Genomic DNA, 25,062 nt, shown 5'->3' on the forward strand with positions numbered 1-25,062 from the left:
CGGTCACCGCCTCTGGCAACGGGGGCAGTAGAAGGTGGAGCGTCCCGCCTGGACGATGCGCCGGACCACGCCGGAGCAATCGGCGTCCCGGCAGGGTTCGCCCTCGCGGCCGTAGACGTCGAACCGATGCTGGAAATAGCCCTGCCCACCCTCGGCGTTGGCGAAGTCCCGCAGGGTCGATCCCCCGGCGGCGATGGCGTCCTCCAGCACGAGCCTGACTGCCGCCGCCAGCCTCTCAAGGCGCGGTCGCGACACCTTGCCGGCGGCGACCGTCGGCGAAATCCGCGCGCGGTACAGGGCCTCGCAGACATAGATGTTGCCCAGTCCCGCGACGATCCGCTGATCCAGCAGGCTGACCTTGATGTTCTGCGCCTTGCCCCGGAAGCGCTCGGCGAGATGCGCGCCCGAAAAGCTGTTACCGAGCGGCTCGGGACCCAGGTTGGCGAACCAGGGATGGGTCTCGACCTCATCCGTCGCAATCAGCCCCATGAAACCGAACCGCCGGGCGTCGGCGAAACCGACCCGCGTCCGGGCGCCGTCCTTGTGAGCGCAAAGACTCAGATGTTCGTGCTTGCCGGCGATCGGCGCCGGCTCCTCGAACTCGCCCAACTGGCGGCCGTCGAGCGTGAAGCGCCCGGTCATGCCCAGATGGGTGACCCAGGTCTCGCCGGTGGACAGCGGCATCAGCAGATATTTGGCTCGCCGTCCCACATGATCGACGGTCGCCCCGTCCAGCCGCGCCGCGAAATCGTCGGGAAACGGAAAGCGCAGGTCGGGCCGGTTCTGCCGCACCTGGCCCAATCGTGCGCCGGCCAGGATCGGCTCCAGGCCCCGGCGGACCGTCTCGACCTCGGGCAGTTCGGGCATAGGCGGCTCTCCGGTTCGCGCCCGCTATAGCAAGGCGACGCGCCGAACCTGAACCCGATGTAATCCGCTGGGGGCAGACAGGGCGCGTCCGGGTCGCTACCCCTGAGCGTCACGCAGCAGGGGGAAACGGATGCCGGCGCTGGTTCTGGACGATGTGTCCAAACGCTATGGAGCCTTTCAGGCGGTCAGGGATCTGAGCTTTCAGGTCGAGCCCGGGACCATCTGCGGCTTTCTGGGCCCGAACGGGGCGGGCAAGACCTCAACCATTCGGATGATGCTGGGCCTGCAGCCTGCGAGCAGCGGCCGCATCGAGATTCTGGGCGCCGACGATGGCCGCAAGGTCCGCGACCGGATCGGCTTCCTGCCTGAGGAGCGGGGCGTCTACAAGAAGATGACCCCGGTCGACACCATCGCCTTCTTCGCGGGTCTCAAGGGCGTGCCGACCGGCGAGGGGCGTAAACGAGCCAGGGCGCTGCTGGACGCCCATGGCCTCGGCGCGTCCAAGACCAAGAAGATGAAGGCGCTGTCCAAGGGCATGGCGCAGAAGGTCCAGCTCCTGGCCTCGATCGCTCATCAACCCGAATTCGTTATTCTGGACGAGCCCTTCTCCGGGCTTGATCCCGTCAACCAGCAGGGGCTGGAGCAGATCATCCGCGACCTGGCGGCGGGCGGAGCGACGGTGCTGTTCTCGACCCACGTGATGCAGCACGCCGAGCGGCTGTGCGACAAGGTGGTGCTCCTGGCCCGGGGCCAGAAGGCGTTCGAGGGTACGGTGACAGAGGCGCGCGCCCGATCGACCCGGTTCCTGGAGCTTGAAGGCGCCTTGGAGCAGGCCGCCGTCGCCGCCCTGCCGGGCGTCGCCTCGGTGGACGCCGTTGGCGAGGGCGAGGGGGGCGCCAAGTTCCGCGCCGCCTTGGCGCCCGGGGCCGAGGCCCAGGCCGCACTGCGCTCGGCCTTCATCTCCGGGCTGGACGTGCGCCGGTTCGAGATGCGCGAGCCGACGCTGCACGACGCCTTCATCGACCTGACCGGCGACGACCCGGATCAGGACCAGCGACAGACCGAGATCCGCGCCGAGGAGGCCGCCCGATGAACCGCGCCCTTCTGATCGCGCGCCGCGAGTATGGCGCCTATGCCCGCACGGTGGGCTTCTGGCTGTCGCTCCTGGCCCTCCCCTTCTTCGCCGGGATCGGCGGCGGCATGGCCTATCTGGTCGAGCGCGGTGATCCGGTGCGCAATGTCGCCTTTGTCGAGGCCGAGACCGCCGAGCGGCCTATGACTCCGGCGGTGCTGGACGCCCTGGCGCTGGAGCAGCGCAAATCGATCGCCCAGTCCATACGGTCGGCGGCGGTCACCGAAGCTGGCCCGCAGGAGGCCGAGCGTCTCCGCAGCCTGGCGCTGCAGGAGGGAACCGAACCGGCCTTGGCCGAGATGCGACGCGTGGCGCCGCGGGCGGCCGCGGGCTTCTCCGCGCCCGATCAGGATGTCCGGGTCGTCGATGCGCCAGAGGCGATCACCTCGGCCACGGGCGAGGCCCGCATCGAGGCGGTGCGCGCCGCCCTGGCGTCGGAGGCGGAGCCGCAGCTCGACGCCATCGCCCTGTTGGGTCGCGACGCGGCTGGAGCGCCATCGGCGGAGCTTTGGGTGCGCAAGGCGTCGGACCGCGAGGCCGAGTTCGCCGTGCGAGACGCCCTGATCGAGGTCAATCGCCGCGAGAGCCTGGAGCGCGCCGGCGTCGATCCGGGGCTGGTCTCGGGCCTGGAGCTGTTCCGGCCGGATCTGCAGAGCTTCTCGCCCAGTTCGGCCTCTGGCGCCGAGGTCTCGTTCCGCGACCAGTTGCCAGGCATCATCGGCCTAGCGATCGGTTTCCTGCTTTGGTCGCTGGTCATCACCGGCGCCTCGATCCTGATGAACAGCGTCATGGAAGAAAAGGCGTCCAAGGTGCTGGAGGTGCTGCTGTCGTCGGCCTCCACCACCGAGATCATGGTCGGCAAGGTGCTGGGCGTGGCGATGCTGACCCTGACGGTACTGGCCGCCTATGCGGTGATGGGGATCGTCGCCCTGACGTCCTTTCAGCCGCAGGTCCTGGCCGATGTCGGATCGGTTCTGATGGAGGGGGGGCTCCTGATCTATCTGCTGATCTATCTGGTGGGCGGCTATCTTCTCTACGCCGTGATCTTCACCGCTATCGGCGCCTTCTGCGAGACTCCGAGGGACGCGCAAACCCTGATGGGGCCGATCATGATGGTGCTGATCGTGCCGCTGCTGGTCATGCAGCTGGCGGTGCGGACCCCGGATGCGCCGCTGGTGAAGATTCTCTCGCTGGTGCCGCCCTTCACGCCCTTCCTGATGAGCGCCCGGGCGCCGTCGCAGCCGCCGCTGATCGAGCATGTTGGAGCCATCGGCGGCATGGCGCTGCTAATCGTCCTGGCCATCTGGCTTTCGGGTCGAGCCTTCCGCGCCGGGGCGTTGTCGGACGTGAAGCTCAGCTGGAAGAGCCTGGGATCCGTGGTGCGCGGCGGGAACTGACGCCGAACGTCTCCCTCGCCTCTGAGCGAGGGAGATCCGCCTCTAGCCCAGCGACAGCTCCGGCGCCGCCGCGTCCGGCAGGGCCTCGAAGGGCAGGTGCAGGATGAAGGTCGCACCCTTGCCGGGCTCGCTCTCCACCTCGGCCCAGCCCCCATGCAGCTCGACCAGCGCCTTCACCAGCGCCAGGGCGAGGCCAGGTCCGCCCCGGTCCCGCCGCACGAACCGGTCGAAGACATGGGCCTGCAGGTGATAGGGGATGCCGCGCCCTGTGTCGGATACCGAGACGCGGATGTCGCTGGGCCCGGCCTGGGCGCTGAGGGTGACCTCGCCGCCCTCGCCGACGGAGCGGGCGGCGTTGTCCAGCAGATGGTCCAGGGCCTGGCTGATGCGGCGGACATCGGCTCGCACCGTGCGGATGTTTTCGGGACAGCGCACCGTCAGCGTCGCGTCGCGCCCCTCGACCTTGGGCCGCACCCGCTCGGCGCAGTCGTTCAGCAGATCGTCGATGCGCATGTCGCCAAGCGTCAGTTGCATCTCGCCGGCGTCGATCTGGGCCATATCCAGCACGTCGTCGATCGAGCGGGTTAGTTGGCTCGCCGCCACGCGGATGGCACCCGCATGCTGGCGGCTGCGGTCCGGCAGGCCCGGCTGGGCCTCCAGCAGTTCCGAATAGCCGACGATGGTGGTCAGGGGCGTGCGGAGTTCGTACGAGACGCTGCCGACGAACTCGCGCTTCAACAGCTGGCTTTCCGCCAGGGCCGCCTCGCGCTGGGCCAGAGCCGTCTCCAGCTCGCGCCGGGCGGTGACATCGGAGAAGGCCACCAGGGTGGCGCCGTCCGGCAGGGGCCGTGTCTGCCAAGCGGCGACGCGGCGGTCGGCGGTGCGACCCTCGCCCGAGATCGGCACCCGGCTCTGGGGGTCGGGATCGGCGACACGAGCCTTCAGCCCCAACCACAGGCTCTCGTCAGGGATCACCGGTCGGCACAGCTCGGCCACGGCGTCGAAATCGGCCGCCATGGCCAGCTGATCCGCGCTGACGCGCCAGAAGGTTTCGAATGCCTCGTTGTGCAGCCGAAGCCGCCCGTCCGAGCCGAACACCGCCACCGCGTCATTCAGCTTGTCGAGGGTCGCGGTCTGGACCTGGAGCTGAGCGTTGTAGCGCGCCCGTAGTTCGAGCTCCCGCGTGATGTCCGAGAACAGCAGCAACACGCCGCCCAGAGGGTGAGGCTGGCGCACTACACGCAGGGTGCGGCCGTCTGGCAGGGACCAGCTGTCGTCCGGCGAAGCCTCGGACGCGCCATAGAAGTCCAGCTCAGCCGCCTTCCAGGCGCCGTAGTCGCGCATCTCCGGCAGCTGGCGGCGCTGGCGCAGGCGGTCCAACAGCTCGGAATGGGTCGGCCGCTCGTCCAGCCAGGCGGGATCGAGAGTGAACAGCTGCTGGAACGCGGTGTTGTGGAAGGCCAGACGCTTGGACGGGCCGAAGATGGCCACGGCGTCGGCCAGGTGGTTGAGGGTCTCGTCGTGTCCCTCGACATGGCGGCGCAGGGTGTCGCGAGTTTCCTCGGCCTCGGTGGCGTCGATGGCGAAAGCGGCGATCAAGCCCGATCGGTTGAAGCCCCGGGTCACCGAAGCCACCGGCTGGGCGACGATCCGCCAGGCCCGTCGGCGACCGCCCAGAGTGGTCCAGCGGAAGCTGTCCTGAAGCTCGCCCGTCCGACGCGCCTCTCCGACCACCGCCTCGATGTTGCGGTCGAAGCCCAGCTTCGCCTCGCGCGCCGCCTCGACGCTGTCGGCGCCCATTTCGGCCAGCCACGCCTGGTTGGCCCAAACCAGCGCGCCCTCGCGATCCACCAGCCAGGTTGGGGTCGGCGAATTGTCGACAAGCGGCTCGACGGGCACGTCGCGGACCACGGCCGCCTCGGGCGCCAGCCGCAGCCAAGCCGATCCGCCGATGGCCCGCCCCTCGACATGCAGCGCGCCGTGCGTCGTCTCGATCGTCAAATCACAGGGCTCGCCGCGCGCGATCAGGGCGTCGAGACGTTCGCGCACAGAGACTGAACTGGAGGCCACCGCGGCGAACAGGTCTCCGGCGGGCCCATCGCCGAACATCACCTTTTCGACTTGGGCGATGGCCGGTGCGCTGCCCAGCACCGCCGGCGAACTGCCGCCCTGGAGTGTTTCGCCAGACACTTCGAGGCGAACATCCTCGAAGGCCGAAAAGGCGCTGTCGCGCGCGGCCAGTCGCGCCTCGGTCGCGCCCAGACGCTGGGCCAGCAGGTCATTGGCCTCGGCCGCCTTGCGGCGCAGGCGCATGGACCAGGCGCTGACGGCCAGCGCCAGGCTCGCCGCACCAGCGGCAGCGATGAAGGCGAACTCAGCCTCGGCCATGCTTGCCAGGATCGGCCCCCAACTGCCCGCGTTCAGAACCAGCCCCACTGATTCGCGGTAACCATAACGCAGATGGCGTCGATTGCAGCCGCGACATCGGGCGAATTGCGCCCGGCTTCTGGTCCGGCGATAGGGAGCGCATGACCCCCGACCCCGCCGACACCGCCCTCGCCCCCTCGCTCGACGACTTCGCCCGGCTGGCCCGGCTGGCCTTCAACGGCCTGCCCGAGGAATTTCGCCTGGCGGCGGGCGAGGTGGTGTTCCGCATCGACGACTTCGCCGACGAGGAGATCCTGGCCGAATTCGACATGGAGGATCCGTTCGAACTAACCGGCCTGTATCAGGGCGTCGATCTGGCCAACCGGTCAGTCATGGATCCATCGCCCGAGCCGTCGCGGGTGTTCCTGTATCGCCGGCCGATCCTGGATGAGTGGGCCGAGCGCGGCGACATCGGCCTCTACGACCTGATCGCCCACGTGCTGATCCACGAGATCGGCCACCACTTCGGCCTGTCCGACGACGACATCGACGCCATCGAGGCGGCGGCGGACTGAGCGCGGGTCAGCGCCAGAAGCCGACGATGCCCTTGACCTCGTCGACCACCGGGTCGGCCACGGCCGAGGCGCGCTCGGCGCCGTCGCGCAGCACCCGATCGATCTCGGCGCGGTCGGCCATCAGGCGGCGCATCTCGGCGGTCACCGGCGCCATTGAGGCGACGGCCAGCTCGGCCAGCCTGGGCTTGAAGGCGCCGAAGCCCTGGCCCGCGAACTCGGCCAGCACCTGGTCCCGGCTCTGATCCGACAGGGCGGCGTAGATGGTCACCAGGTTCTTCGCCTCGGCCCGGCCCTCCAGCTCGTCCCAGGTTTCGGGCAGGGCGTCTGGGTCGGTGCGGGCCTTTCGCACCTTGGCGGCGATGGTGTCGGCGTCGTCGGTCAGATTGATGCGGCTCTGGTCCGAGGGGTCGGACTTGGACATCTTGGCCGCCCCGTCGCGCAGGCTCATCACGCGCGGCGCGGGCCCCTGGGTCAGGGGCTCGGGCAGGGGAAAGAAGCCGGGGGCGCCGAAGTCATTGTTGAACTTGGCGGCGATGTCGCGGGTCAGTTCAAGGTGCTGTTTCTGGTCCTCGCCGGTCGGCACCTCGGTGGCCTTGTAGACCAGGATGTCGGCCGCCTGGAGCACCGGATAGGTGTAGAGCCCAACGGAGGAGCGCTCCTTGTGCTTGCCGGACTTCTCCTTGAACTGGGTCATGCGGTCCAGCCAGCCGAGGCGGGCGACGCAGTTGAAGATCCAGGCCAGCTCGGAATGGGCGCGCACCGCCGACTGTGGGAAGATCACGCTGCGCGCCGGGTCGAGGCCGCTCGCAAGATAGGCGGCGGCGATCTCGCGCGTCTGGGCGGCCAGCTTCTCGGGCTCCTGCCAGACGGTGATGGCGTGCAGGTCGGCGACGAACAGGAAGCACGGCGCGCCCGCGTCCTGCAGCTGGGTGAACCGCTTCAGGGCGCCGAGGTAGTTGCCCAGATGAAGCGCGCCGGAAGCCTGGATGCCGCTGAGGATGCGGCGGGGGCCGGAATAGGAGGGAGCGGGGGTGTCAGTCATGGCGTCCGGCTGATGCCCGAGCCCGTGCGGCGAGGCAAGATCACCGCGCCCGGCGGACCAGCCCTTTGATCTCGCCCACGGTGACGGCGCGGGTGGCGAACAGCAGGATCAGATAGGCCAGGCCGCCGACGGCGGTGACAACGATCAGGGCGATCTCCTTGGCCCCGTGCTGCAGCACCGCGGCGATCGGGGCCTCGATCTGGGGACGGAAGCGCTCGGCCACGGCGACCAGTCCGCCCAGCACGGCGCTGGCCAGACCGATCCTCAGCACACGCGAAAGCACCGCCGGACCCGGCCGCCAGTGCCCGCGTCGCCACAGGGCCCCGGCCAACAAGGCGACATTGACCCAGGCCGCCGCGCTGGTCGCCGCCGCGATGCCGGCCACGCCCATGCCGGCCCAGAACAGCCCCAGCGCCAGGGCCGCGTTCACCGCCACCGAGACCAGGGCGAAGATCATCGGCCGGCGCGTATCGCCGCGCGCGAAGAATCCGGGCGCCAGGATGCGGATCAGCACGAAGGCCGGCACGCCCCAGCCGTACTGGAACAGCGCCCGGGCGGTGTTGACCGCGTCATAGGTCAGGAACTCCAGCCGGGTGAACAGCCCGTCGATCAGGAAGAAGGGCATGCCCAGGATGGCGGCCGCCGCCGGCAGGGTCAGCGCCATCGACAGGGCCAGGGCCTCGTCCATCGAGGCCTGCTGCTGGGCGTGATCGCCGCTGGCCACCGCTCGCGACAGGCGGGGCAACAGCGCCACGCCGATCGCCACGCCGACCAGGCCCAGCGGCAGCTGATACAGCCGGTCGGCGGTGGCCAGCCAGGTTCGACCGCCGTTCACGAAGCTGGACAGGTTCTGGGAGATGAAGACGTTGATCTGGGTCGCCGAATTGCCGATCAGTGCCGGCACGGCGGTGATGACGATCAGCTTCACCTCGGGGCTGAGGCGCGGCATCACTGGCCCAATGCGCGCGCCGGCCTTCCTGACCGCCCACCAGCACAGGCCGGCCTGGGCGAAGCCGGAGACCAGCACGGCCCAGCTGGCCGCCGTCGCCGCCTGGATCTGGTCTCCCCGCCACAGCCAGACCGCCGCCAGCATGATCAGGTTCAGCAGGATCGGATAGGCGCCCGAGACGATGAACCGGCCCCGCGCGTTCAGCACGCCTGACAGCAGCGCCGCCGCCGTCATGCACGGCAGATAGGGCATGGTGATCTGGGTGAGGGTCACGGCCAGGCGGAACCGGGCCGGATCGTCCAGAAAGCCGATGTTGATGACGGTCATCAGCCACGGCATGGCCAGTTGGGCCGCCAGGGTCAGGACCACGGTGGCGACCAGCACCACCGCCAGGGCGTCGCGCGCCACGCGGTCGGCGGCCTCCGGACCCTCGCTCTCCAGGGTGCGGGCATAGGCGGGCACGAAGGCGGCCGCGAAGGCGCCCTCGGCGAAGATGCGGCGGAACAGGTTGGGGAACGAAAGCGCGGTGTTGTAGGCGTCGGCCGCCGGGCCGTTGGACGCGCCCAGAAAAGCGCTGATGGTCAGGTCACGGGCGAAGCCGGCAAGCCGGCTGATCAGGGTCAGGCCACTGAAGATGGCCGAGGAGCGCATCATGCTGCCGCTCGATGCCCTGGCCGAGACCGCGCCCCCGGCGGCCGGCTCGACCAGCGGCTGATCCGCAGCGCCGGAGGCCGCGCCGGGGGCGGAGGGTTCGATCGGGTCGCGGGGCTGGCTCACCGTTCCGCCTTAGGGGCTAATCGCGCCGAGGGAAACGGGCGCCGCGATCAGTCCAGCATCGCCTCCAGCGTCGCCAGTTCGTCGGCCTCCTTGGATGGCTTGTCCCAGCGGATGCGGCTGATGCGCGGAAAGCGCATGGCGACCCCGGACTTGTGGCGTTTGGAGCGTTGCAGGCCCTCGAACGCCACCTCCAGAACCAGGCCGAACTCGCGGTCGGCGCGCACGGCGCGGACGGGTCCGAAACGATCGGTGGTGTGGTCGCGGACGAATTTGTCCAGCTGTTTCAGCTCCTCGTCGGTGAAGCCGAAATAGGCCTTGCCCACCGGGGTCAGGACGTGGGCGCCGGTCGCGTCCTCGACCCAGACGCCGAAGGTGAAGTCGGAATAGAAGCTGGAGCGTTTGCCCGAGCCGCGCTGAGCGTACATCAGCACGGCGTCGACCAAGTGCGGGTCGCGCTTCCACTTGAACCACAGGCCCTTGGGCCGGCCGGCCTGATAGACGCTGTCGAGCCGTTTCAGCATCAGCCCCTCGGCGATGGCCGGCTCGCCCTCGGGCGGATCGGCGCGGAGTTTCGCCAGATCCTCCCAGCTGTCGAAGGGCTGGAGCGGCGACAGGTCGATCCGGGGCGAGCCGGTCGCCGCGACGAAGGCCTCGAGCCGCGCCCGGCGCTCGGTGAAGGCCAAGCCGCGCAGGTCCTCGCCGTCAGCGGCCAGCAGATCATAGGCGCGGATGGCGGCCGGGCTGGCGGCGATCAATTTGGGGTCGACCACCTTGCGGTTCAGCCTCTGTTGCAGGTCGCCGAAGGCCGCCGCCTGTCCCGCCTCGCGCATGACCAGAAGCTCGCCGTCGATGACGCCCTCATAGGTCAGCTGGTCCAGCACGTCGGGAAAGGCGTTCGAGATGTCCTCGCCCGCGCGGCTGTAGAGGCGCCGCACCCCGCCCTCGGATACGGCCTGGACCCGGATGCCGTCCCACTTCCATTCGGCGGCGTAGGCGAACGGGTCCAGCTTCTTCAGGTCCACATCCTCGTCCAGCGGATGGGCCAGCATGACGGGGCGGAAGCGGCCGTGGGCGTCGGCTGAGGGGCGTTCGGCCTTGCCGTCCAGCCAGGCGAACAGATCGGCGTAGGGCGGTTCCTGGGCGTGCCAGACCTCCTGGATGTCGGCGACCGTAACGCCGCCGTAGTCGGCCGCCGCTTGCCAAGCCAGCCGCGCCGAAACCCCCACGCGAAGACCGCCGGTGACCAGTTTGAGCAGGGCCCAGCGGCCGTCGGCATCCAGCGCGTCCAGCCAGCCTTCCAGCAATCCCTGCACCTCGCCGCGCTTGGCCGTGTTCAGGGCGTCGATGACCTCCGACAGCTCCGGCTCGCGGTTGGCCCCGTGGCGAGCGGGCCAGATCAGGGCGACGGTTTCGGCCATGTCGCCCACATAGTCGCGCGACAGACGGAACAGCTGGGCGTCCACGCGGCTCTCGACCGCGGCGCGGATCATCGCCGGCTTGGCGGTCTTGAAGCTGAGCGCGCCGGTCAGGGACGCCAGCGCCCAGCCCCGGTCGGGGTCCGGCTGGTCGGCCAGATGGTCGCGGATCAGCACCAGCTTGGCGTTGCGCGACGCCGTGGACGACAGCCGGTCCAGCAGGGTGGCGAAGGCGCGCATTCAGCCGCCCTCCGCCGGATCGGCTGCGATCTCCTCGTCGTCCTCGTCTTCATAGCCGACCAGATGCAGCGCCCGGGCCTTGAGCCCGTTCAGCTCGGCCCAGCGGCACAGGGCGTCGTCGCGGCCATGGGTGATCCACACCTCGCCCGGCGACAGCTCGGTCAGGGTATCGGTCAGTTCGTCCCAGTCGGCGTGGTCTGACAGGATCAGCGGCAGCTCGACGCCGCGCTGGCGGACCCGGGCGCGGACCCGCATCCAGCCCGAGGCGAAGGCGGTGACCGGGTCGGGAAATCGCCGGCTCCAGCGGTCGGCGATGGCCGAGGGCGGGGCGACGATGATCTTGCCCGCGAAATCGGCCTTGGACCCCGTGGCGGGCGCGAGCGGCCCGAGCGCCACGCCGAAGCGTTCGTAGAGTCTGTTCAGCCGCTCCAGCGCGCCATGGACATAGATGGTCTCGTCATAGCCCGCCTCGCGCACCAGGCGGATGACCCGTTGCGCCTTGCCCAGCGCATAGGCGCCGACCAGGTGGGCGCGCTCGGGGAACTGGCGCACCGAGGCCAGCAGCCGCCCGATCTCCTGCGCATCCGGCGGATGGCGAAACACCGGCAGGCCGAAGGTCGCCTCGGTGATGAAGACGTCGCCGCGCACCGGCTCGAACCGGGCGCAGGTCGGGTCGCGGCGGCGCTTGTAGTCACCCGAGGCGACGATACGCAGGCCCCTATGGGTCAGGACGGCCTGGGCCGAGCCCAACACATGGCCGGCGGGGACCAGGCCGACATCGACACCGCCCACGCTTGCCGTCTCGCCATAGGCCACGGCCTGAGTGTGGCCGGCGAAGTCCTGGCCATAGCGTTCGGCCATGATGGCCAGGGTCTCGGGCGTGGCCAGCACCGAGCCGTGGCCGGCGCGGGCATGGTCGGCATGGCCGTGGGTGATGACGGCGCGATCCACCGGCCAGGGCGGGTCGATGTAGAAGTCGCCGGGCTCGCACCACAGGCCCTTGGGCGTCGGTCGCAGCAGGGCCTCGGGCTTGAGGGCGGATCGCGTCATGGCCTGCAATAAGGCCGCATCGCCGAGCGATGTTCCGCCCGCATGAACCCCGGCGCATCAGCGGCGTTGACGAGTCCTCGAATTCCGGAGGACGACATGGCCGCGCGACCGACCTGGCAAGGGCATCTGAAGCTGTCGCTCGTCACCTGTCCGGTGGCGCTCTACACCGCGACGTCCTCGACGGCGCACGTCAGCTTTCACCTCATCAATCCGGACACCAACAACCGCATCCGCATGGTGCCGACCGACCCGGACACCGGCCCGATCGAACGGTCCGACCTGGTCAAGGGATACGAGGTGTCCAAGGACGAATACGTCCTGTTCGACGACGCCGACTTCGACAAGGTCAAGCTGGACTCGACCCGCACCATCTCCATCGACCAGTTCGTCGATGAGAAGGACATCGACCGGCTGTATCTGGACAGCCCCTACTACCTCGTGCCGGAAAAGGGTGTGGGCGCCGAGGCCTTCGCGGTGATCCGCGAGGCGATGACCAAGGCCGGCAAGATCGCCATCGGATGCCTGGTGCTGCGCGGTCGCGAGCGGCAACTCGCGCTGGAGGTCAGAGGCAAGGGGCTGGTCGCCTATGCCCTGCGCGCCCACGACGAGGTGCGCGCGGCGGAAGACTATTTCGACGACATCCCCGAGGTGAAGCCCGACAAGGACATGGTCGAGATCGCCGCCCGGATCATCGGCCAGAAGGAGGCGGACTTCGATCCGACCCAGTTCACCGATCGCTATGACGACGCCCTGCGCGACATGATCAAGGCCAAGCAAAAGGGCGGCAAGGCCACGGTCGAGGCCCCCGAGCCCGGCGACACCAATGTCATCGACCTGATGGCGGCGCTGAGGAACAGCCTGAAGGGCCAGGCCTCGGGCTCGCGGCGCAAAACGCCTGCGAAGACGACGGCGAAAAAGGCTCCGGCCAAGAAAGCCGCGCCGAGGAAGAAGGCGAGCTAGGCCCGGGCGATCAGCCGCAATGGGCGAAGAAGGCCTCGACCTTGGGGCGCGAGGCCGCCTGGGGCGCCATCATCTGACGATCGTCACCCGACCATTGCGCCAGCCATCCGGTCTGGCGAAAGCGCTGAAGCACCGGATGCGTGGTCTCCAACTCGGCGGTCAGAAAGCGGCCATCGGTTGGGGACGCCTCGGCGACGGCCGCGATGCGTTCCGTCTCACCGCCGGACTCCAGATGGAACTGGTCCGGCTCGTTCGGCCAGGCGTCTCTCGACACGGTGACCAGCCCGCTTCCGCGCGCGCACTCCAGACCCAGTCGCAGATCGTCGCTGTAGGGCGCGCCATAAGCCAGCTTGGCCTCGGCGCCGTCGACCGTATAGGTCCAGTCAAGACCCGCGACCGGCTGCGGCGCGCCGCTGTCCGCCGCGGCGCCGACGGGCGCCGTGGCGGCGCTCTCGGGTGTCGTGCTCATACAGGCGGTCGTCAGCCCCGTGACCAGAAGGATGGCCAGCCAGGCGCGGCGGCCGCGCGACGGAACGATCTCGTAAGGGGCCAGGCGCTCAATCACCGCACTCATCCGCACAGGGCGACAAAGCGGCGCAGACCCGCGCGGGCCGCCTCATCCACCTCGATCATTTGCGGTCGGCCCAGGCCCTGGACCGACAGCCGCCCCTCGGCGGCGAAACCGGCGAAGACCGGGTGATCCGTTCGCAGGGAGAAACTCAATCGCTCGCTGCGAGCGGTAAGCTCGCTGGTCGCCGCAGCCCCCCGGGCGCTGAGCGTGACGAAGCCCGGCGCGCCGGCATCGCCCTCGGCCCGCGCCGTCGCTTCCCGATAGAGGGTCGCCTCGACAACACCCGAGCCCCGTTCACATTCAAAGGTCGTGCGCAGCCGCGGGGTGTCGGGAATTTCCTCGGCCAGCACCACCGGATCGGCGTCGGCGTAAAGGGACCAGGTCCAGCCCGGCTCGGCGGCCGGCTGCATGGCCAGGGCTACGAGGGTGAAAAGTATCATGATCGTCCGCCCCCAGACGGTCGACGCCCCGAACAGGGGCTGGATCGGCCCGCGCGAGACGTCGGACCCGGGTGACGCAACGTCGCTCGTCGGATCGGGTTCACTGGTGGGGGCGCTTGGCGCCGAAACGTGACCGGCTTACAGCCCGCCCATGTCTTCGCCATCCGACCGTCCAGATACCGCGGCCGCGCCGACCTGGGGCCCGGTGCGCTCTTTCGGCCGGATCAAGTCGCGCACCCTCAAGCCACGGCAAGCGGCGCTGTTCGACAGCCTGCTGCCCCGCATCGCCGTGCCCGACCCGGCGGCGGGGCCCATCGCCCCGCAAGCCTTGATGCCGGGAGCGAGCGAGGTCTGGCTGGAAATCGGCTTCGGCGGCGGCGAGCACCTGGTCGAGCAGGCCGAGCGCCATCCCCATGCCCTGATGATCGGCTGCGAGCCCTTTTTGAACGGTGTGGGCTCGGCTCTGCGTCACATCGAGGAGCGAAGTCTCGAGAACGTCCGCCTGCACCCTGGGGACGCGCGCGACATCATGGCGGCCCTGCCGGACGCCTCACTGGACCGGGTGATGATCCTTTTCCCCGACCCCTGGCCCAAGGCGCGGCACAACAAGCGCCGGCTGATTCAGGACGAGACCGCCGCCGAGATCGCGCGGCTGCTGAAGCCCGGCGGGCGACTGCGCTTCGTCACCGACTGGAAGGACTACGCCGCCTGGTCGCTGGAGCGGCTGGAGCGGACGCCGGGCCTCGACTGGCGGGCCGAGGCGGCCGACGACTGGCGGGTCGCGCCCGCCGACCATGTCGTCACCCGCTATGAAGAGAAAAAGCTCGGCGACACGCCGCCGATCTTCCTGGAGTTCGAGCGGCGCTAGTCGAACACCCGGACGCCGATCTCGCCGTCGGTGGTCAGCCAAGCGCGCTTCATGCCCTGGCTGTTGTAGGGATCGGCGATGTTCCCGTGGCGATCCACGGCGATCAGGCCGCCGTCGCCGCCCATGGCCCCGATGCGGTCGATGACGCCCCGGGCGGCGCTGGCCAGCGCCTCCCCGGCCTCAACCCGCCAGGCGACGCGCGCGGCTGCGGCGATGCGGATGTAGTATTCGCCCTGCCCGGTGCAGGAGACGGCGGCATGGCCGTCGGCCCAGACTCCGGCGGCGGGGATGGGGCTGTCGCCAACCCGGCCCGGCATCTTGCCGAACACCCCGGCGGTGGAGGTCGCCGCCGCCAGCCGGCCGTCGAGGTCCAGCGCCGCGCAGCCGACCGTACCGTGGGCCAGGGTTCCCGGCGGATGGTTGTCCTCGCCCTTGCCGGCGCGGGTGAACCAGGCCTCGGCATCCTTGACCCGTTCCAGCCCCTGCGCGCCCGCAAAGGCCGCCGCCCCGTCCCCGGCCAACATGACGTGCGGCGTCCGCTCCATCACGGCGCGGGCGGCGGCGATCGGGCTCTTGAACCCTTCCAGAGCGGCCACGGCGCCCGCGCGCTCCGTCGCCCCGTCCATCAGACTGGCGTCCAGTTCATAGCGGCCGTCCAGATTGGGCGACGCTCCGCGCCCGGCGACATAGAGGCCCGACGCCTCCAGCGCCTGGACCGCTTCCACCACGACATCCAGCGCCGGCGCGCCGCCTTGCAGGCGCTTGGCCGCCACCTCGACCACCTGGCGCATGTGCGCGGTCTCGCGGGCATAGTCCTGGCTTCGGCGCGCACCCGCGCCGCCGTGCAGGATCAGGGCGCAGCGCTTCATCGCCCAGCCCTCACGCCAGATCCTCGATCTCGTCGTCGGACAGGTCGCCGGGCACGATGGTCACAGGCAGCTTGCGGCCGGACGGCCCCTCGCCGCGCGCAACCTCCTGAACCAGAGGTCCGGGATTGCGGCCTGAGGATGCAGCCAGCACCAGAATCTTGATCTCGACGTCTTCGGCCACGGCCTTGCGAATGGCCGCGGCGGTGTCGCCGGTCTCGATGATCAGCACCGGGGTCGCGCCCGAGATTTCTTCGGCCCGGGCCCCTAGCTTGCCGAGCAGCGCCTCGGCCTCGGCCCGCTGCTCCCGCTCGATCTCGTCGCGCACCCCTGACCAGTGGGCGTTGGAATCCGACGACGACAGGATGCGCAGCAGCACCACCCGTCCCCCCGTCGAACGCGCGCGCCGGGCGGCGAAGCGCAGGGCGGAGTCGAACTCGGGCGTGTCGTCGGCGACGACCAGAAACTTGCGCGGCATGGTGGATGGACCCCCGTCAGCCCGCCTGGGCCGCCATTTCGCGGATGACGATATTGGCGATCGTCAGCTTGGCGAAGCTCCACCCGTGACCCGACTGCTCGATCTCGTCAACCGAGCGGCGAACGCCCTCGACCAGTTCGCAACGCTCGCCGATCCAGCTGTCGACGGCATGCTCGGCCGTCTCCTCGCTCTTGCCGGCCTCGACCTTGGAGGCCTTGGCGACGGCGCGGGTCAGGACCAGCTGTTCGTTGTTAAGATCCTCGATCAGGCGGCGCACGGCCAGGCGCTCATAGTGATCCGCCGAGGCCAGCGACCCCGCCGCCGAACGCAGCCGGTCCATATCGAAGGCGGCCCCGACCTGGTGATAGAGCCGCGCCATCTCGGGCTCGGGCCATTTGTGAGCGCGGGCCAGGTCGGCGATGTCGCGCGTGGCCGTCAGCGGCTTGAGCATCGCCACGGTGCGGGCCAGGTCTTCCGGCGCGCCGAGATCGATCAGCGCCTGCGCGCGCTCATCCAGCTTGGCCTGTTCGAAGCGTGACAGCACCGAGCCGCCTGCCGCGCGCAACGTGTCGGCCGCGTCTCTATAGGCGTCGATGAAGCCCTGGACCGTGATCTTGCCGCCCCGCGCCCGCGTCTGAGCCTTGCCGCGCGCCAGCCAGAAGGTCTGGCGGCGCAACACGGCGGCGATCTCCTTCTGCAGCGCCAGTTGAGCGTCGGCAGGAATCTTCAGGTCCAGCGCATTGACCGCATCCCAGGCCTCGTCCAGGCGGAACACGCGCCGGGCCGCCTCGAAGGCGATGACCAGGCAGGTGTCATCGCACTCGGCGCTGGCCTTGAGCCGCTCGGGGAAGGTGGCGCCGGCCATGTTGACGATGTCGTTGGACAGCACGGTGGCGACGATGTCGCGCCGCAGCCGGTGGCGCTTCATCTCGGCTTCGAACTTCGCCAGCGGGTCGGGGAAATAGCCGACCAGGGTGCGCTCGAAGAACGGATCCTCGGGAGCGCTTGAGGCGACGATGTCGTCCGACAGCTCCAGTTTCGAATAGGCCGTCAGGACGGCGATCTCAGGCCGGGTCAGGCCCTGGCCGTTGGCCTGCAGCTCGACGACGGCGGCTGAGGACGGCAGGCCCTCGACCTTGCGGTTGAGCTTCCCCTCCGCCTCAAGGGCGCGCATGAACCGCTCCTGGGCGTCCAGTTCGACGACGGCGTTTCGTTCCTGCAGGCTGATGGCCAGGGTCTGGTCGTAGTTGTGGGCCAGCACCTTCTCGCCCACCTCCTCGGTCATGGAGGCCAGCAGCGCGTTGCGGTCCTCTCCCTTCAGCGCGCCGGACTGGATGGCGCCGCCGGTCAGGATCTTGATGTTGACCTCGTGGTCGGAGCTGTCGACCCCGGCGGAGTTGTCGATGGCGTCGGTGTTGATGCGTCCGCCGTTCCTGGCGAAGGCGATGCGGCCGGCCTGGGTCAGGCCCAGATTGGCGCCCTCCCCCACCACCTTGACCCGCAACTCGGGCGCGTCGACGCGCAGGGCGTCATTGGCCTTGTCGCCGACCATCAGGTCGCTCTCGCCCGGCGCCTTCACATAGGTGCCGATGCCGCCGAGATAGAGCAGTTCGGCCGGCGCCTTGAGGATGGCCCGCATCAGGGCGGTGGGATCCAGTTCGTCCTCGGCGATGTCCAGCGCCGCCTTCATCTCGGCCGAGATCGGGATCGACTTCATGGTGCGGGGGAAGACGCCGCCGCCCTTGGAGATCTTGGTCTTGTCGTAGTCCTGCCAGGACGAGCGCGGCAGGGCGAACATGCGGTCCCGCTCCTTCCAGCTGGAGGCCGGATCGGGATTGGGGTCGACGAAGATATCGCGGTGGTCGAAGGCGGCGACCAGCTGGATCGACTTCGACAGCAGCATGCCGTTGCCGAACACGTCGCCCGACATGTCGCCCACGCCGACCACGGTGAAGGGCTCGGACTGGATGTCCTTGCCCATCTCGCGGAAGTGGCGCTTGACCGCCTCCCAGGCGCCGCGGGCGGTGATGCCCATGACCTTGTGGTCGTAGCCGACCGACCCTCCGCTGGCGAAGGCGTCGTCCAGCCAGAAGCCGTAGTCGGCCGAGATGCCGTTGGCGATATCCGAGAAGGTCGCCGTGCCCTTGTCCGCAGCCACGACCAGATAGGGATCGTCGCCTTCCCAGGCGATCACCTGGGGCGGTCGCACCACCTTGTCCTTGACCAGGTTGTCGGTCAGGTCGAGCAAGCCCGACAGGAAGGTCTTGTAGGCGCGGATGGCTTCGGCCTGGACGGCCTCGCGGTCGCCGCCCTCGCGCACGATCTGGGGCAGGCATTTGGGATAGAAGCCGCCCTTGGAGCCGACCGGCACGATCACCGCGTTCTTGACCTGCTGCGCCTTGACCAGGCCCAGCACCTCGGTGCGGAAATCGTCGCGCCGGTCCGACCAGCGCAGACCGCCGCGCGCGACGGGTCCAAAGCGCAGGTGCACCCCCTCGACGTGAGGGGCCCAGACGAAAATCTCGCGATAGGGCTTGGGCGCAGGCAGATCCTCCAGCTCGCGGCTGGCGATCTTGATCGAGATGTAAGGCTTGGGCTCACCGTCTTCGCCGAGCTGGAAATAGTTGGTGCGCTTGAGGGCGCGAACCAGCCGGGCCAGGCGGCGCAGGGCTCGGTCATGGTCCAGGCTGGGCACGTCGCGCAGGCCGGCCTCGATCTTCTCGACCAGCTCTTCGGCGTCGGCCTCGCGCCGCTCCAGCTTGGGCCCCTCGGGGTCGAACTTGCAAAGGAACAGACTGAGGATGGCGCGGCTGACTACGGGGTGATCGCGCAACGCCTCTTCCTGGATCGCCTGCGACGGGTCCATGCCGGTCTGCAGCCGATAGCGGCACAGCGTGCGGAACACCGCCGCCTCGCGCCAGCCGATGCCCAGCTCCATGACAAGGCGGTTGAAGCCGTCGCTTTCGGTCTTGCCGGTCCAGACGGCGGCGAAGGTCTGCTCGAACGGGGTCTTGATGTCCTCAAACACCAGGCTCTCGCCGCGCGGGTCCTCCATCAGGAATTCGTGGATGTGCACCGCGCCGCCGCCGGCGGGCGTCACCTGATGCCCGTACTCCTCCAGGGTCTTCAGGCCCATGTCCGTCAGGATCGGAAGAACGTCCGACAGGGGGGCCGCGTCGCCACGACGATAGAGCTTGAAGTGGAACTGCAGCGGGCTGTCGGACGGGCGACGGAAGGCGCGCACCGCCACGGCGTGATCGCCCTCCGCCTCGATCAGCTGGTCCAGCTGCTGATAATCGACGATGGCCTCGTCGGCGTCGTAGCGGTCGCGATAGCCGATGGAGAACGCCTCGGCCCAACGGTGGCTGATGGCCGCGACCTGGCTCTCGTCGACCCCAGCCTTTCTGGCCGCGCCCTCGAACCGTTCGCCCCAGCCGCGCGCGGTCTCGACGATCCGGGCTTCCACCTCGGCCGGGTCGGGCTCCAGATGGTCGCCCGGCTCGACGCCGATGATGTAGTGAATGCGCACCAGCGGCGCGTCTGAGAGCTGCGGATACCAGGCCGACAGCCGGCCGCCGTAGGCCTCGGCGAGTATCCGGCCGATCCGCTCGCGCACCGCCGCCTCGAACCGCTCGCGGGGGATGTAGACCAGGACCGAGATAAACCGGTCGTAGGGATCCTTGCGCGCGAACATCTTGACCCTGGGGCGGTCCAGCAGATGGAGCACGCCCAAAGCGGTCTTCAGCAGTTCGTCCTCGCTGATCTGGAAGAGCTCGTCGCGCGGATAGTTCTCGACGATGTTCTTCAGCCGCTTGGCGTTATGGCTGCCCGGCGACTTGCCGGCGCGGTCCAGCGCATTCTTCACCTTGCGGCGCAGCAGCGGCACCTGCGCGACAGCCCGATCATAGGCTTCGGCGGTGAACAGGCCGACGAAGCGAACCTCCCCCGACACCTTGCCGTCCGCGCCGTAGGTCTTGACCCCGATGTAGTCCATGTAGGCCCGACGGTGGACGCGCGAGCGGGCGTTGGCCTTGGCCACGGTGACCGGCTCGGACACGCCCAGCTGGCGCTTCATCTGGCGGGTCAGCACCGCCGGCTCGGACGCCCGGCGCAGCACGGTCCGCTCGGGATCGCGCAGGATCCCCAGGCCGTCGCCGGCCTGGACCAGCGGCGCCTCGGTCTCGTAGCCGCCTTCGCCGGTCCGCGGGAATTCGTAGGTTCTAGCGCCGAGAAAGACGAAGTTGTCGGCGTTCAGCCAGCCGAGAAACTCCAGGTTCTCGCTCAAGACCTCGGGGTCGACGACATTCGGAGCGCACGACTTCAGCGACGTCATCGCTTCGGCCATACGGTCCTGCATCAGGCCGTGATCGGCCACGGCGGCGGCCACGTCGCCCAGTGTGCCCTCCAGCCCCTCGATCACCGTCTCGCGACGTTGCGGCGGCAGAGGGTCGACGATGACGAAGATCATCGACTCGCGGCGATCCTCGCTTTCGACGCGCTTCCCGGTCTTGTCGCGACCGACCGCGATCAGGGGGTGGAACATGGCCCGCACGGCGACGCCCGAGGCGGCCAGCTCGCCCATCAGGCTGTCGACCAGGAAGGGCGCGTCGGACTGGATGGCGGTGATGACGTCATAGCCCAGCCGCTCGCCCTTGGCGTCGGTCAGGGGCGCGATCTCGACCCGAGCGTCCTCGTCAGCCTCTCGCGTGTCGGCCGAGGACCAAAAGCGGGCCAGCGCACAGGCCAGATCCTCGGCGCTAAGTTCCGGCGCCTCGTCGGCGGCGTAGTCTTCCAGCGCCTGCGCCAGGAAATCGCGGGCGAAGGACGGCGCGTCCTTCCAGGCCCTGAGCCCGGCCGCCTTGGCGAAGGCGGGGCCGACCGTTTCGATGTCGGCGGCGGGATCGTCATGAGGGGCGGTGCGGGCGGAGGCGTCGGCGGCCATCGAAATTCCCAGTCGTCACGGCTCTGGTCGGCCGCTGTTCCGAACTCAGGCTTAGGCGGGTCGCGCGCGGAAATCGACCCGTCAGAAACGAAAAACGCCGGGCTCCGAAGAACCCGGCGTTGGCGCCGTCAAAACCGATCGCGGTCAGAAGCGATAGGCGGCGGTCAGACGCACGGACTGCACGTCGAAGTCCTCGTTGCTCCGAGTGAGGTCCGTCCCGGCCTCGTTGACCAGCAGGAAGGGATTGGTATCGGGCGCGGAGCCCTGGCCGACCCGGACGTTGTAGGCGTCCGGCTCCAGCCGCGTGTAGAGATACTCCAGGCCGATCGAAAGGTTGTCGGCCACCTTGCGCTCGACGCCGCCGCCCAGTTGCCAGCCGTCGGCGTCATCAACGTCGTTCTGGGCGAAGCTGTTGGCGCCGTTCGAGGTGACGAATTTCTGATCCAGCTTGCCCCAGGCGTAGCCGCCGGTGGCGTAGGCCAGGTTCGGACCGAACGCATAGCCGGCGCGCAGACGGACGGCGGCGAGATAATCGAGATCACGGGTGGCGGTATAGGACGCAGGCGTTGTGGAGTATCCGGTCACGCTGTCCTCGATCGACACCGCCGAGCCCTCGACAAGGCCACCGATTACGATCGGTCCGAACTGCCGATCATAGCCCAGGCGAACACCGGCCTCGACACCGAACTCATCCTCGTCGCAGCCGGCGCCAGGCGTGGCGCCCAAGGCGCCGCCGCCGCAGAAGCCCGGCGAAAAGGCGTCGTCTCCAGCCATCGTGCGCACGGTGTCGCCGTACTCGCCGTTCAGATCGGTGTCGAACAGCAGGGTCTCGTCATCCTCGTCGAGCTGAGGCATGCCGCCGACATGGCCGCCGGCATAGAAACCCGTCCAGTCTTGGTCCTGCGCCTGAGCAGACGCGGTGAAACCGGAGACGATCACGAGACTAGCGGCGCCCATGAGCGCTTTACGATAAGCAAACTGCATATTGATGTTCCTTGAAGTGGGGCCGAATAGTGACCCGTCGACCTGGGGAGTGGTCGATTTCACGGAAACAAATACGTCGCGGACGGCCTCACGGCTCCACGAATACCTTCGGTTGACTGGAAGTGTGACCCTGAAAACACGATCGCCGGACGGAGAACCGTCCGGCGATCACATTGGAGCCGACCTTGGGGGAGGGGTCGGGTCGGCCCGCTGACGCCGGTTCCGGGAGGGGGAGGGTCGAACCGGCGTCTCGAGAGGCTAAATGGGGCAGCCGGGGATAGGTTCAAGCCCCATGGTCGGCCTGCGTCGCCTTGCCGCGCAGTCTGTCCCACAGAGAAGATTTTTCCGCCTTTTCCGCGCGTTCCTTCTCATAGGGTTGGCCATCGCCCGACAGCAGCACGGCGATCCACCGCGAGCCCCGGAACTCGGCGAGGATGGCCATGGCCGCCACCGCCAGCGGCGTCGACAGGAACATACCGACCACCCCCCAGAGATGGCCCCAGAAGGCCAGGGCCAGCAGCACCACCACGGGGTCGATGTTCTGGTTCTCGCCCTGCATGCGGGGCTGGATGATGTTGCCGCTGATGAACAGAATGGCCTGCAGGCCTGCCAACAACACCAGCGCCGGCCAGTAGGAATCGAACTGGACCAAGGCGAACAGCGGCGGGGCCAGGCCGGCGATGGCGCCGCCCAGCACGGGGATGAAGCCGACCACGAAGATGACGAAGGTCCAGAACAGGGCGTTGTCCAGGCCCACCGCCATCATCAGCAGATAGGCGGCTGCGCAGATCATCACCCCGGTGACGGTCTGGATCCAGAGATAGCCCTCAACGCCCGAGCGCACCCGGTGCATCACCTCGACCGCCTCGTCGCGGCTGTCGTTATCCGGGAACATGCCGACCATCTTCCGCCGAAAGCCGGATTGGGAGACGATCAGGAAGGCCAGGTAGATCAGCACAAAGGCCGCGCCGGTGGCCACGCCCTGAGCCTGCATGGCGGCTTGGGTGACGTAGTCTCTGAGGTTGACCTGATCGACCAGCTCTCGCGCCGAGGGCGCGGCCTGCGGATCCATCCCGAACAGGCCGGCGCCGTCCTGAATGATCTGGTCCAGACGCGGCCCGATCCGGGTCGAAACGCCGCTGGCCTCCGAGAAAAAGCCGGCCGCGCCATCGACGATGATCCAGATCGACAAGGCAAACCCCAGCACCACGAGCGTCAGCGCTGCGCCGCCCGCGAAGCGCCGCGGCACGTTCCACTTCTTCTCCAGATAGGCCCTGAGGCCGTCGATCATGATCAGCAGGAAGATGGCCATGGCCAGCGGCGTCAGGATGTCCCTGAGCCAGTAGAGGGTCGCCCCCCCGGCCACGACGGCCATCAGCACCAAGGCGTTCCGTGACACGGAATCGGACGGCAGGGTCACCAGCGGCATTCACATCGTTCCGGGCCGCCGTCCGCGCGGTGGCGCGCGGTCACGGCGACGCTATAAGTCGTCCATGCGCGAGATCGCGCGGTCTGGAAAGAGGACAACTCCCCCATGGCCGAAACGGACGCCGCCCCTTCGCTGTTCCTTGGTCGCGCGGGCGATGACGACGTGACCTTGCGGCTGGACCGGGCCAACCGCCACGGCGTGGTGGCCGGCGCCACCGGCACCGGCAAGACCATCACCCTGCAGATCATGGCCCAGGGCTTCGCCGAGGCCGGTGTTCCGGTGTTCTGCGCCGATGTGAAGGGCGACCTGTCGGGCGTCAGCCAGCCGGGTCAGCCATCCGAGAAGATCCTGGCGCGCGGCCGGGGCATGGGCCTGAACATGACGCCCAAGGCGCCGCCCGTGGTGTTCTGGGATCTCTACGGCCAGAAGGGGCATCCCATCCGGGCCACAGTCTCCGACGTCGGCCCGCTGCTGCTGGCGCGGATGCTGGAGCTGAACGATGTCCAGGAAGGCGTGCTGACGGTCGCCTTCCATGTCGCCGACAGCGAGGGCCTGCTGCTGCTCGATCTCGACGATCTGCGCAGCCTTCTGACCTACGTCGCCGAGAACGCCGACCGCATCGGGCGCGAGGTCGGCCATGTCGCCCCCGCCTCCATCGCCGCCATCCAGCGCGCCCTGCTGTCGCTTGAGAAACAGGGTGGCAAGGGCTTCTTCGGTGAGCCGGCGTTGAGGCTTGAGGACATGATCCGCACCAACCTGTCCGGCCAGGGACAGGTCAATGTGCTGGCGGCCGACCGGCTGATGAATAGCCCCAGACTGTATGCCGCCTTCCTCCTGTGGCTGCTGTCCGAGCTGTTCGAGCAGCTTCCCGAGATCGGCGACCCGGACAAGCCGCGCCTGGTCTTCTTCTTCGACGAGGCCCACCTGCTGTTTCGCGACACACCCCGGCCCTTGCTGGAGAAGGTCGAGCAGGTGGTGCGGCTGATCCGGTCCAAGGGTGTCGGCGTCTATTTCGTCACCCAGAACCCGGCCGACATCCCCGACAGCGTTCTGGCCCAGTTGGGCAACCGCATTCAGCACGCGCTGCGGGCTTATACGCCTGCCGAACAAAGGGGATTGAAGGCGGCGTCCGAGAGCTTCCGTCCCAACCCTGAATTCGACACGGCCGAGGCCATCCAGGCCCTGGGCGTGGGCGAGGCCCTGGTCTCGACCCTGGACGCCAAGGGCGCGCCGACGGTGGTGGCCCGCACCGCCATTCGCCCGCCGGTCAGCCGCATGGGGCCGGCGACCGACGCCGAACGCGCCTCGGTGATGGCCCAGAGCCCGGTGCGAGGAACCTACGACACGGCGCTAGATCGCGAGTCGGCGCACGAGGTGCTGACCGCCCGCGCCGCCGCCGCCCAAGCCGAAACCGACCGCGCCGAAGCGTCCGAAGCCCAGGCCAAGGCGGACGCGGCCGCCGCCAAGGCTCGCGACAAGGCCGAGCGGGAGGCGGACCGGGAGGCCGCCCGCCAGACCCGCGCCCGAGCGCCCACCCGCCGCGCCTCGAACCGCCAGAGCGCCGGAGAGGCCTTCACCAAGTCCATGCTGCGCAGCGTCGGCTCGACCCTGGGCCGCGAACTGCTGCGCGGCGTGCTGGGCGGGCTCAAGCGGAGATGAGGCGACGCTGACGGCGGGGCGAAACTCGACACGGCGGCTCAAGGCGCTCAGGCT

Annotated in this window: 19 protein-coding genes; 6 read left to right on the top strand and 13 right to left on the bottom strand. The window is 69.0% G+C overall.

Features of this window, described 5'->3' with window-relative positions; all coding sequences use genetic code 11:
* Positions 1–3: 3 nt before the first annotated feature.
* Entirely contained in the window at positions 4–867 is an 864-nt protein-coding gene (gene mutM / locus EES48_RS13330; RefSeq protein WP_122468113.1) for a bifunctional DNA-formamidopyrimidine glycosylase/DNA-(apurinic or apyrimidinic site) lyase, read from the bottom strand.
* Positions 868–997: 130 nt separating this feature from the next.
* Between mutM and EES48_RS13335 the strand changes: the two genes are divergently transcribed.
* Complete coding sequence (locus EES48_RS13335; RefSeq protein ID WP_122468116.1) at positions 998–1,960, top strand: ABC transporter ATP-binding protein; 963 nt, start codon at positions 998–1,000, stop codon at positions 1,958–1,960.
* Positions 1,957–3,396: an ABC transporter permease gene (locus tag EES48_RS13340; RefSeq protein ID WP_122468120.1), complete on the top strand. Its 1,440-nt coding sequence runs from the start codon at positions 1,957–1,959 to the stop codon at positions 3,394–3,396. Before EES48_RS13335 ends, EES48_RS13340 begins: the two co-directional genes overlap by 4 nt.
* Positions 3,397–3,438: 42 nt before the next feature.
* Here EES48_RS13340 and EES48_RS13345 read toward each other — a convergent pair whose 3' ends face one another.
* Positions 3,439–5,784 carry a sensor histidine kinase gene (locus EES48_RS13345; RefSeq protein ID WP_122468123.1) on the bottom strand — a complete coding sequence of 782 codons (2,346 nt, stop codon included), beginning with the start codon at positions 5,782–5,784 and terminating at the stop codon, positions 3,439–3,441.
* A gap of 140 nt (positions 5,785–5,924) precedes the next feature.
* Here EES48_RS13345 and EES48_RS13350 point away from each other — a divergent pair, with 140 nt between their 5' ends.
* The gene (locus EES48_RS13350; protein ID WP_122468126.1) at positions 5,925–6,338 is read left to right on the top strand and encodes a metallopeptidase family protein; all 414 of its coding nucleotides are present in this window, start codon (positions 5,925–5,927) and stop codon (positions 6,336–6,338) included.
* Between the two features lie 7 nt (positions 6,339–6,345).
* On the opposite strand, the gene trpS is transcribed toward EES48_RS13350, so the two are convergent.
* Genes trpS through EES48_RS13370 form a run of 4 tightly spaced genes read right to left on the bottom strand, consistent with a single transcriptional unit; the run spans position 6,346 to position 11,811 of the window.
* The gene (gene trpS, locus EES48_RS13355; RefSeq protein ID WP_122468130.1) at positions 6,346–7,380 is read right to left on the bottom strand and encodes a tryptophan--tRNA ligase; all 1,035 of its coding nucleotides are present in this window, start codon (positions 7,378–7,380) and stop codon (positions 6,346–6,348) included.
* A gap of 40 nt (positions 7,381–7,420) precedes the next feature.
* Positions 7,421–9,106: a murein biosynthesis integral membrane protein MurJ gene (murJ, locus tag EES48_RS13360; protein WP_122468134.1), complete on the bottom strand. Its 1,686-nt coding sequence runs from the start codon at positions 9,104–9,106 to the stop codon at positions 7,421–7,423.
* A 47-nt stretch (positions 9,107–9,153) separates the two neighbouring features.
* The gene (locus EES48_RS13365; protein ID WP_122468136.1) at positions 9,154–10,761 is read right to left on the bottom strand and encodes a cisplatin damage response ATP-dependent DNA ligase; all 1,608 of its coding nucleotides are present in this window, start codon (positions 10,759–10,761) and stop codon (positions 9,154–9,156) included.
* Positions 10,762–11,811, bottom strand: a complete 1,050-nt coding sequence (locus EES48_RS13370) for a ligase-associated DNA damage response exonuclease (RefSeq protein WP_122468267.1) — start codon at positions 11,809–11,811, stop codon at positions 10,762–10,764.
* A gap of 96 nt (positions 11,812–11,907) precedes the next feature.
* Here EES48_RS13370 and ku point away from each other — a divergent pair, with 96 nt between their 5' ends.
* Positions 11,908–12,771, top strand: coding sequence for a non-homologous end joining protein Ku (gene ku, locus EES48_RS13375; RefSeq protein WP_122468140.1), 864 nt, complete (start codon positions 11,908–11,910; stop codon positions 12,769–12,771).
* Between the two features lie 10 nt (positions 12,772–12,781).
* Here the strand turns inward: ku and EES48_RS13380 are convergent, their stop codons facing one another.
* Both EES48_RS13380 and EES48_RS13385 read right to left on the bottom strand, forming a co-directional pair.
* Positions 12,782–13,336, bottom strand: a complete 555-nt coding sequence (locus EES48_RS13380) for a hypothetical protein (RefSeq protein ID WP_240623364.1) — start codon at positions 13,334–13,336, stop codon at positions 12,782–12,784.
* Between the two features lie 5 nt (positions 13,337–13,341).
* Positions 13,342–13,782 carry a hypothetical protein gene (locus tag EES48_RS13385; RefSeq protein WP_162998173.1) on the bottom strand — a complete coding sequence of 147 codons (441 nt, stop codon included), beginning with the start codon at positions 13,780–13,782 and terminating at the stop codon, positions 13,342–13,344.
* Positions 13,783–13,933: 151 nt separating this feature from the next.
* On the opposite strand from EES48_RS13385, the gene trmB reads away from it, so the two are divergent.
* Complete coding sequence (trmB, locus tag EES48_RS13390) at positions 13,934–14,650, top strand: tRNA (guanosine(46)-N7)-methyltransferase TrmB (protein WP_122468147.1); 717 nt, start codon at positions 13,934–13,936, stop codon at positions 14,648–14,650.
* Here the strand turns inward: trmB and EES48_RS13395 are convergent.
* From EES48_RS13395 to EES48_RS13415, 5 genes are all read right to left on the bottom strand, one after another.
* On the bottom strand, positions 14,647–15,519 hold the full coding sequence (locus tag EES48_RS13395; RefSeq protein ID WP_122468150.1) for an isoaspartyl peptidase/L-asparaginase family protein: 873 nt from the start codon (positions 15,517–15,519) through the stop codon (positions 14,647–14,649). The genes trmB and EES48_RS13395 overlap by 4 nt on opposite strands.
* Before the next feature lie 10 nt (positions 15,520–15,529).
* Complete coding sequence (locus EES48_RS13400; RefSeq protein WP_122468152.1) at positions 15,530–15,994, bottom strand: universal stress protein; 465 nt, start codon at positions 15,992–15,994, stop codon at positions 15,530–15,532.
* A gap of 16 nt (positions 15,995–16,010) precedes the next feature.
* Complete coding sequence (locus EES48_RS13405) at positions 16,011–20,936, bottom strand: NAD-glutamate dehydrogenase (RefSeq protein ID WP_122468155.1); 4,926 nt, start codon at positions 20,934–20,936, stop codon at positions 16,011–16,013.
* A gap of 144 nt (positions 20,937–21,080) precedes the next feature.
* Positions 21,081–21,920 carry an outer membrane protein gene (locus tag EES48_RS13410; RefSeq protein WP_240623365.1) on the bottom strand — a complete coding sequence of 280 codons (840 nt, stop codon included), beginning with the start codon at positions 21,918–21,920 and terminating at the stop codon, positions 21,081–21,083.
* 283 nt (positions 21,921–22,203) lie between these two features.
* Complete coding sequence (locus tag EES48_RS13415; protein ID WP_162998174.1) at positions 22,204–23,349, bottom strand: AI-2E family transporter; 1,146 nt, start codon at positions 23,347–23,349, stop codon at positions 22,204–22,206.
* 105 nt (positions 23,350–23,454) lie between these two features.
* Here EES48_RS13415 and EES48_RS13420 point away from each other — a divergent pair, with 105 nt between their 5' ends.
* A complete protein-coding gene (locus EES48_RS13420) occupies positions 23,455–25,008 on the top strand; it encodes a helicase HerA-like domain-containing protein (protein WP_122468162.1) in 1,554 nt (517 codons plus the stop codon).
* Positions 25,009–25,062: the final 54 nt, after the last annotated feature.

The sequence above is a fragment of the Brevundimonas lutea genome, assembly GCF_003704105.1.
GTDB lineage: Bacteria > Pseudomonadota > Alphaproteobacteria > Caulobacterales > Caulobacteraceae > Brevundimonas > Brevundimonas lutea.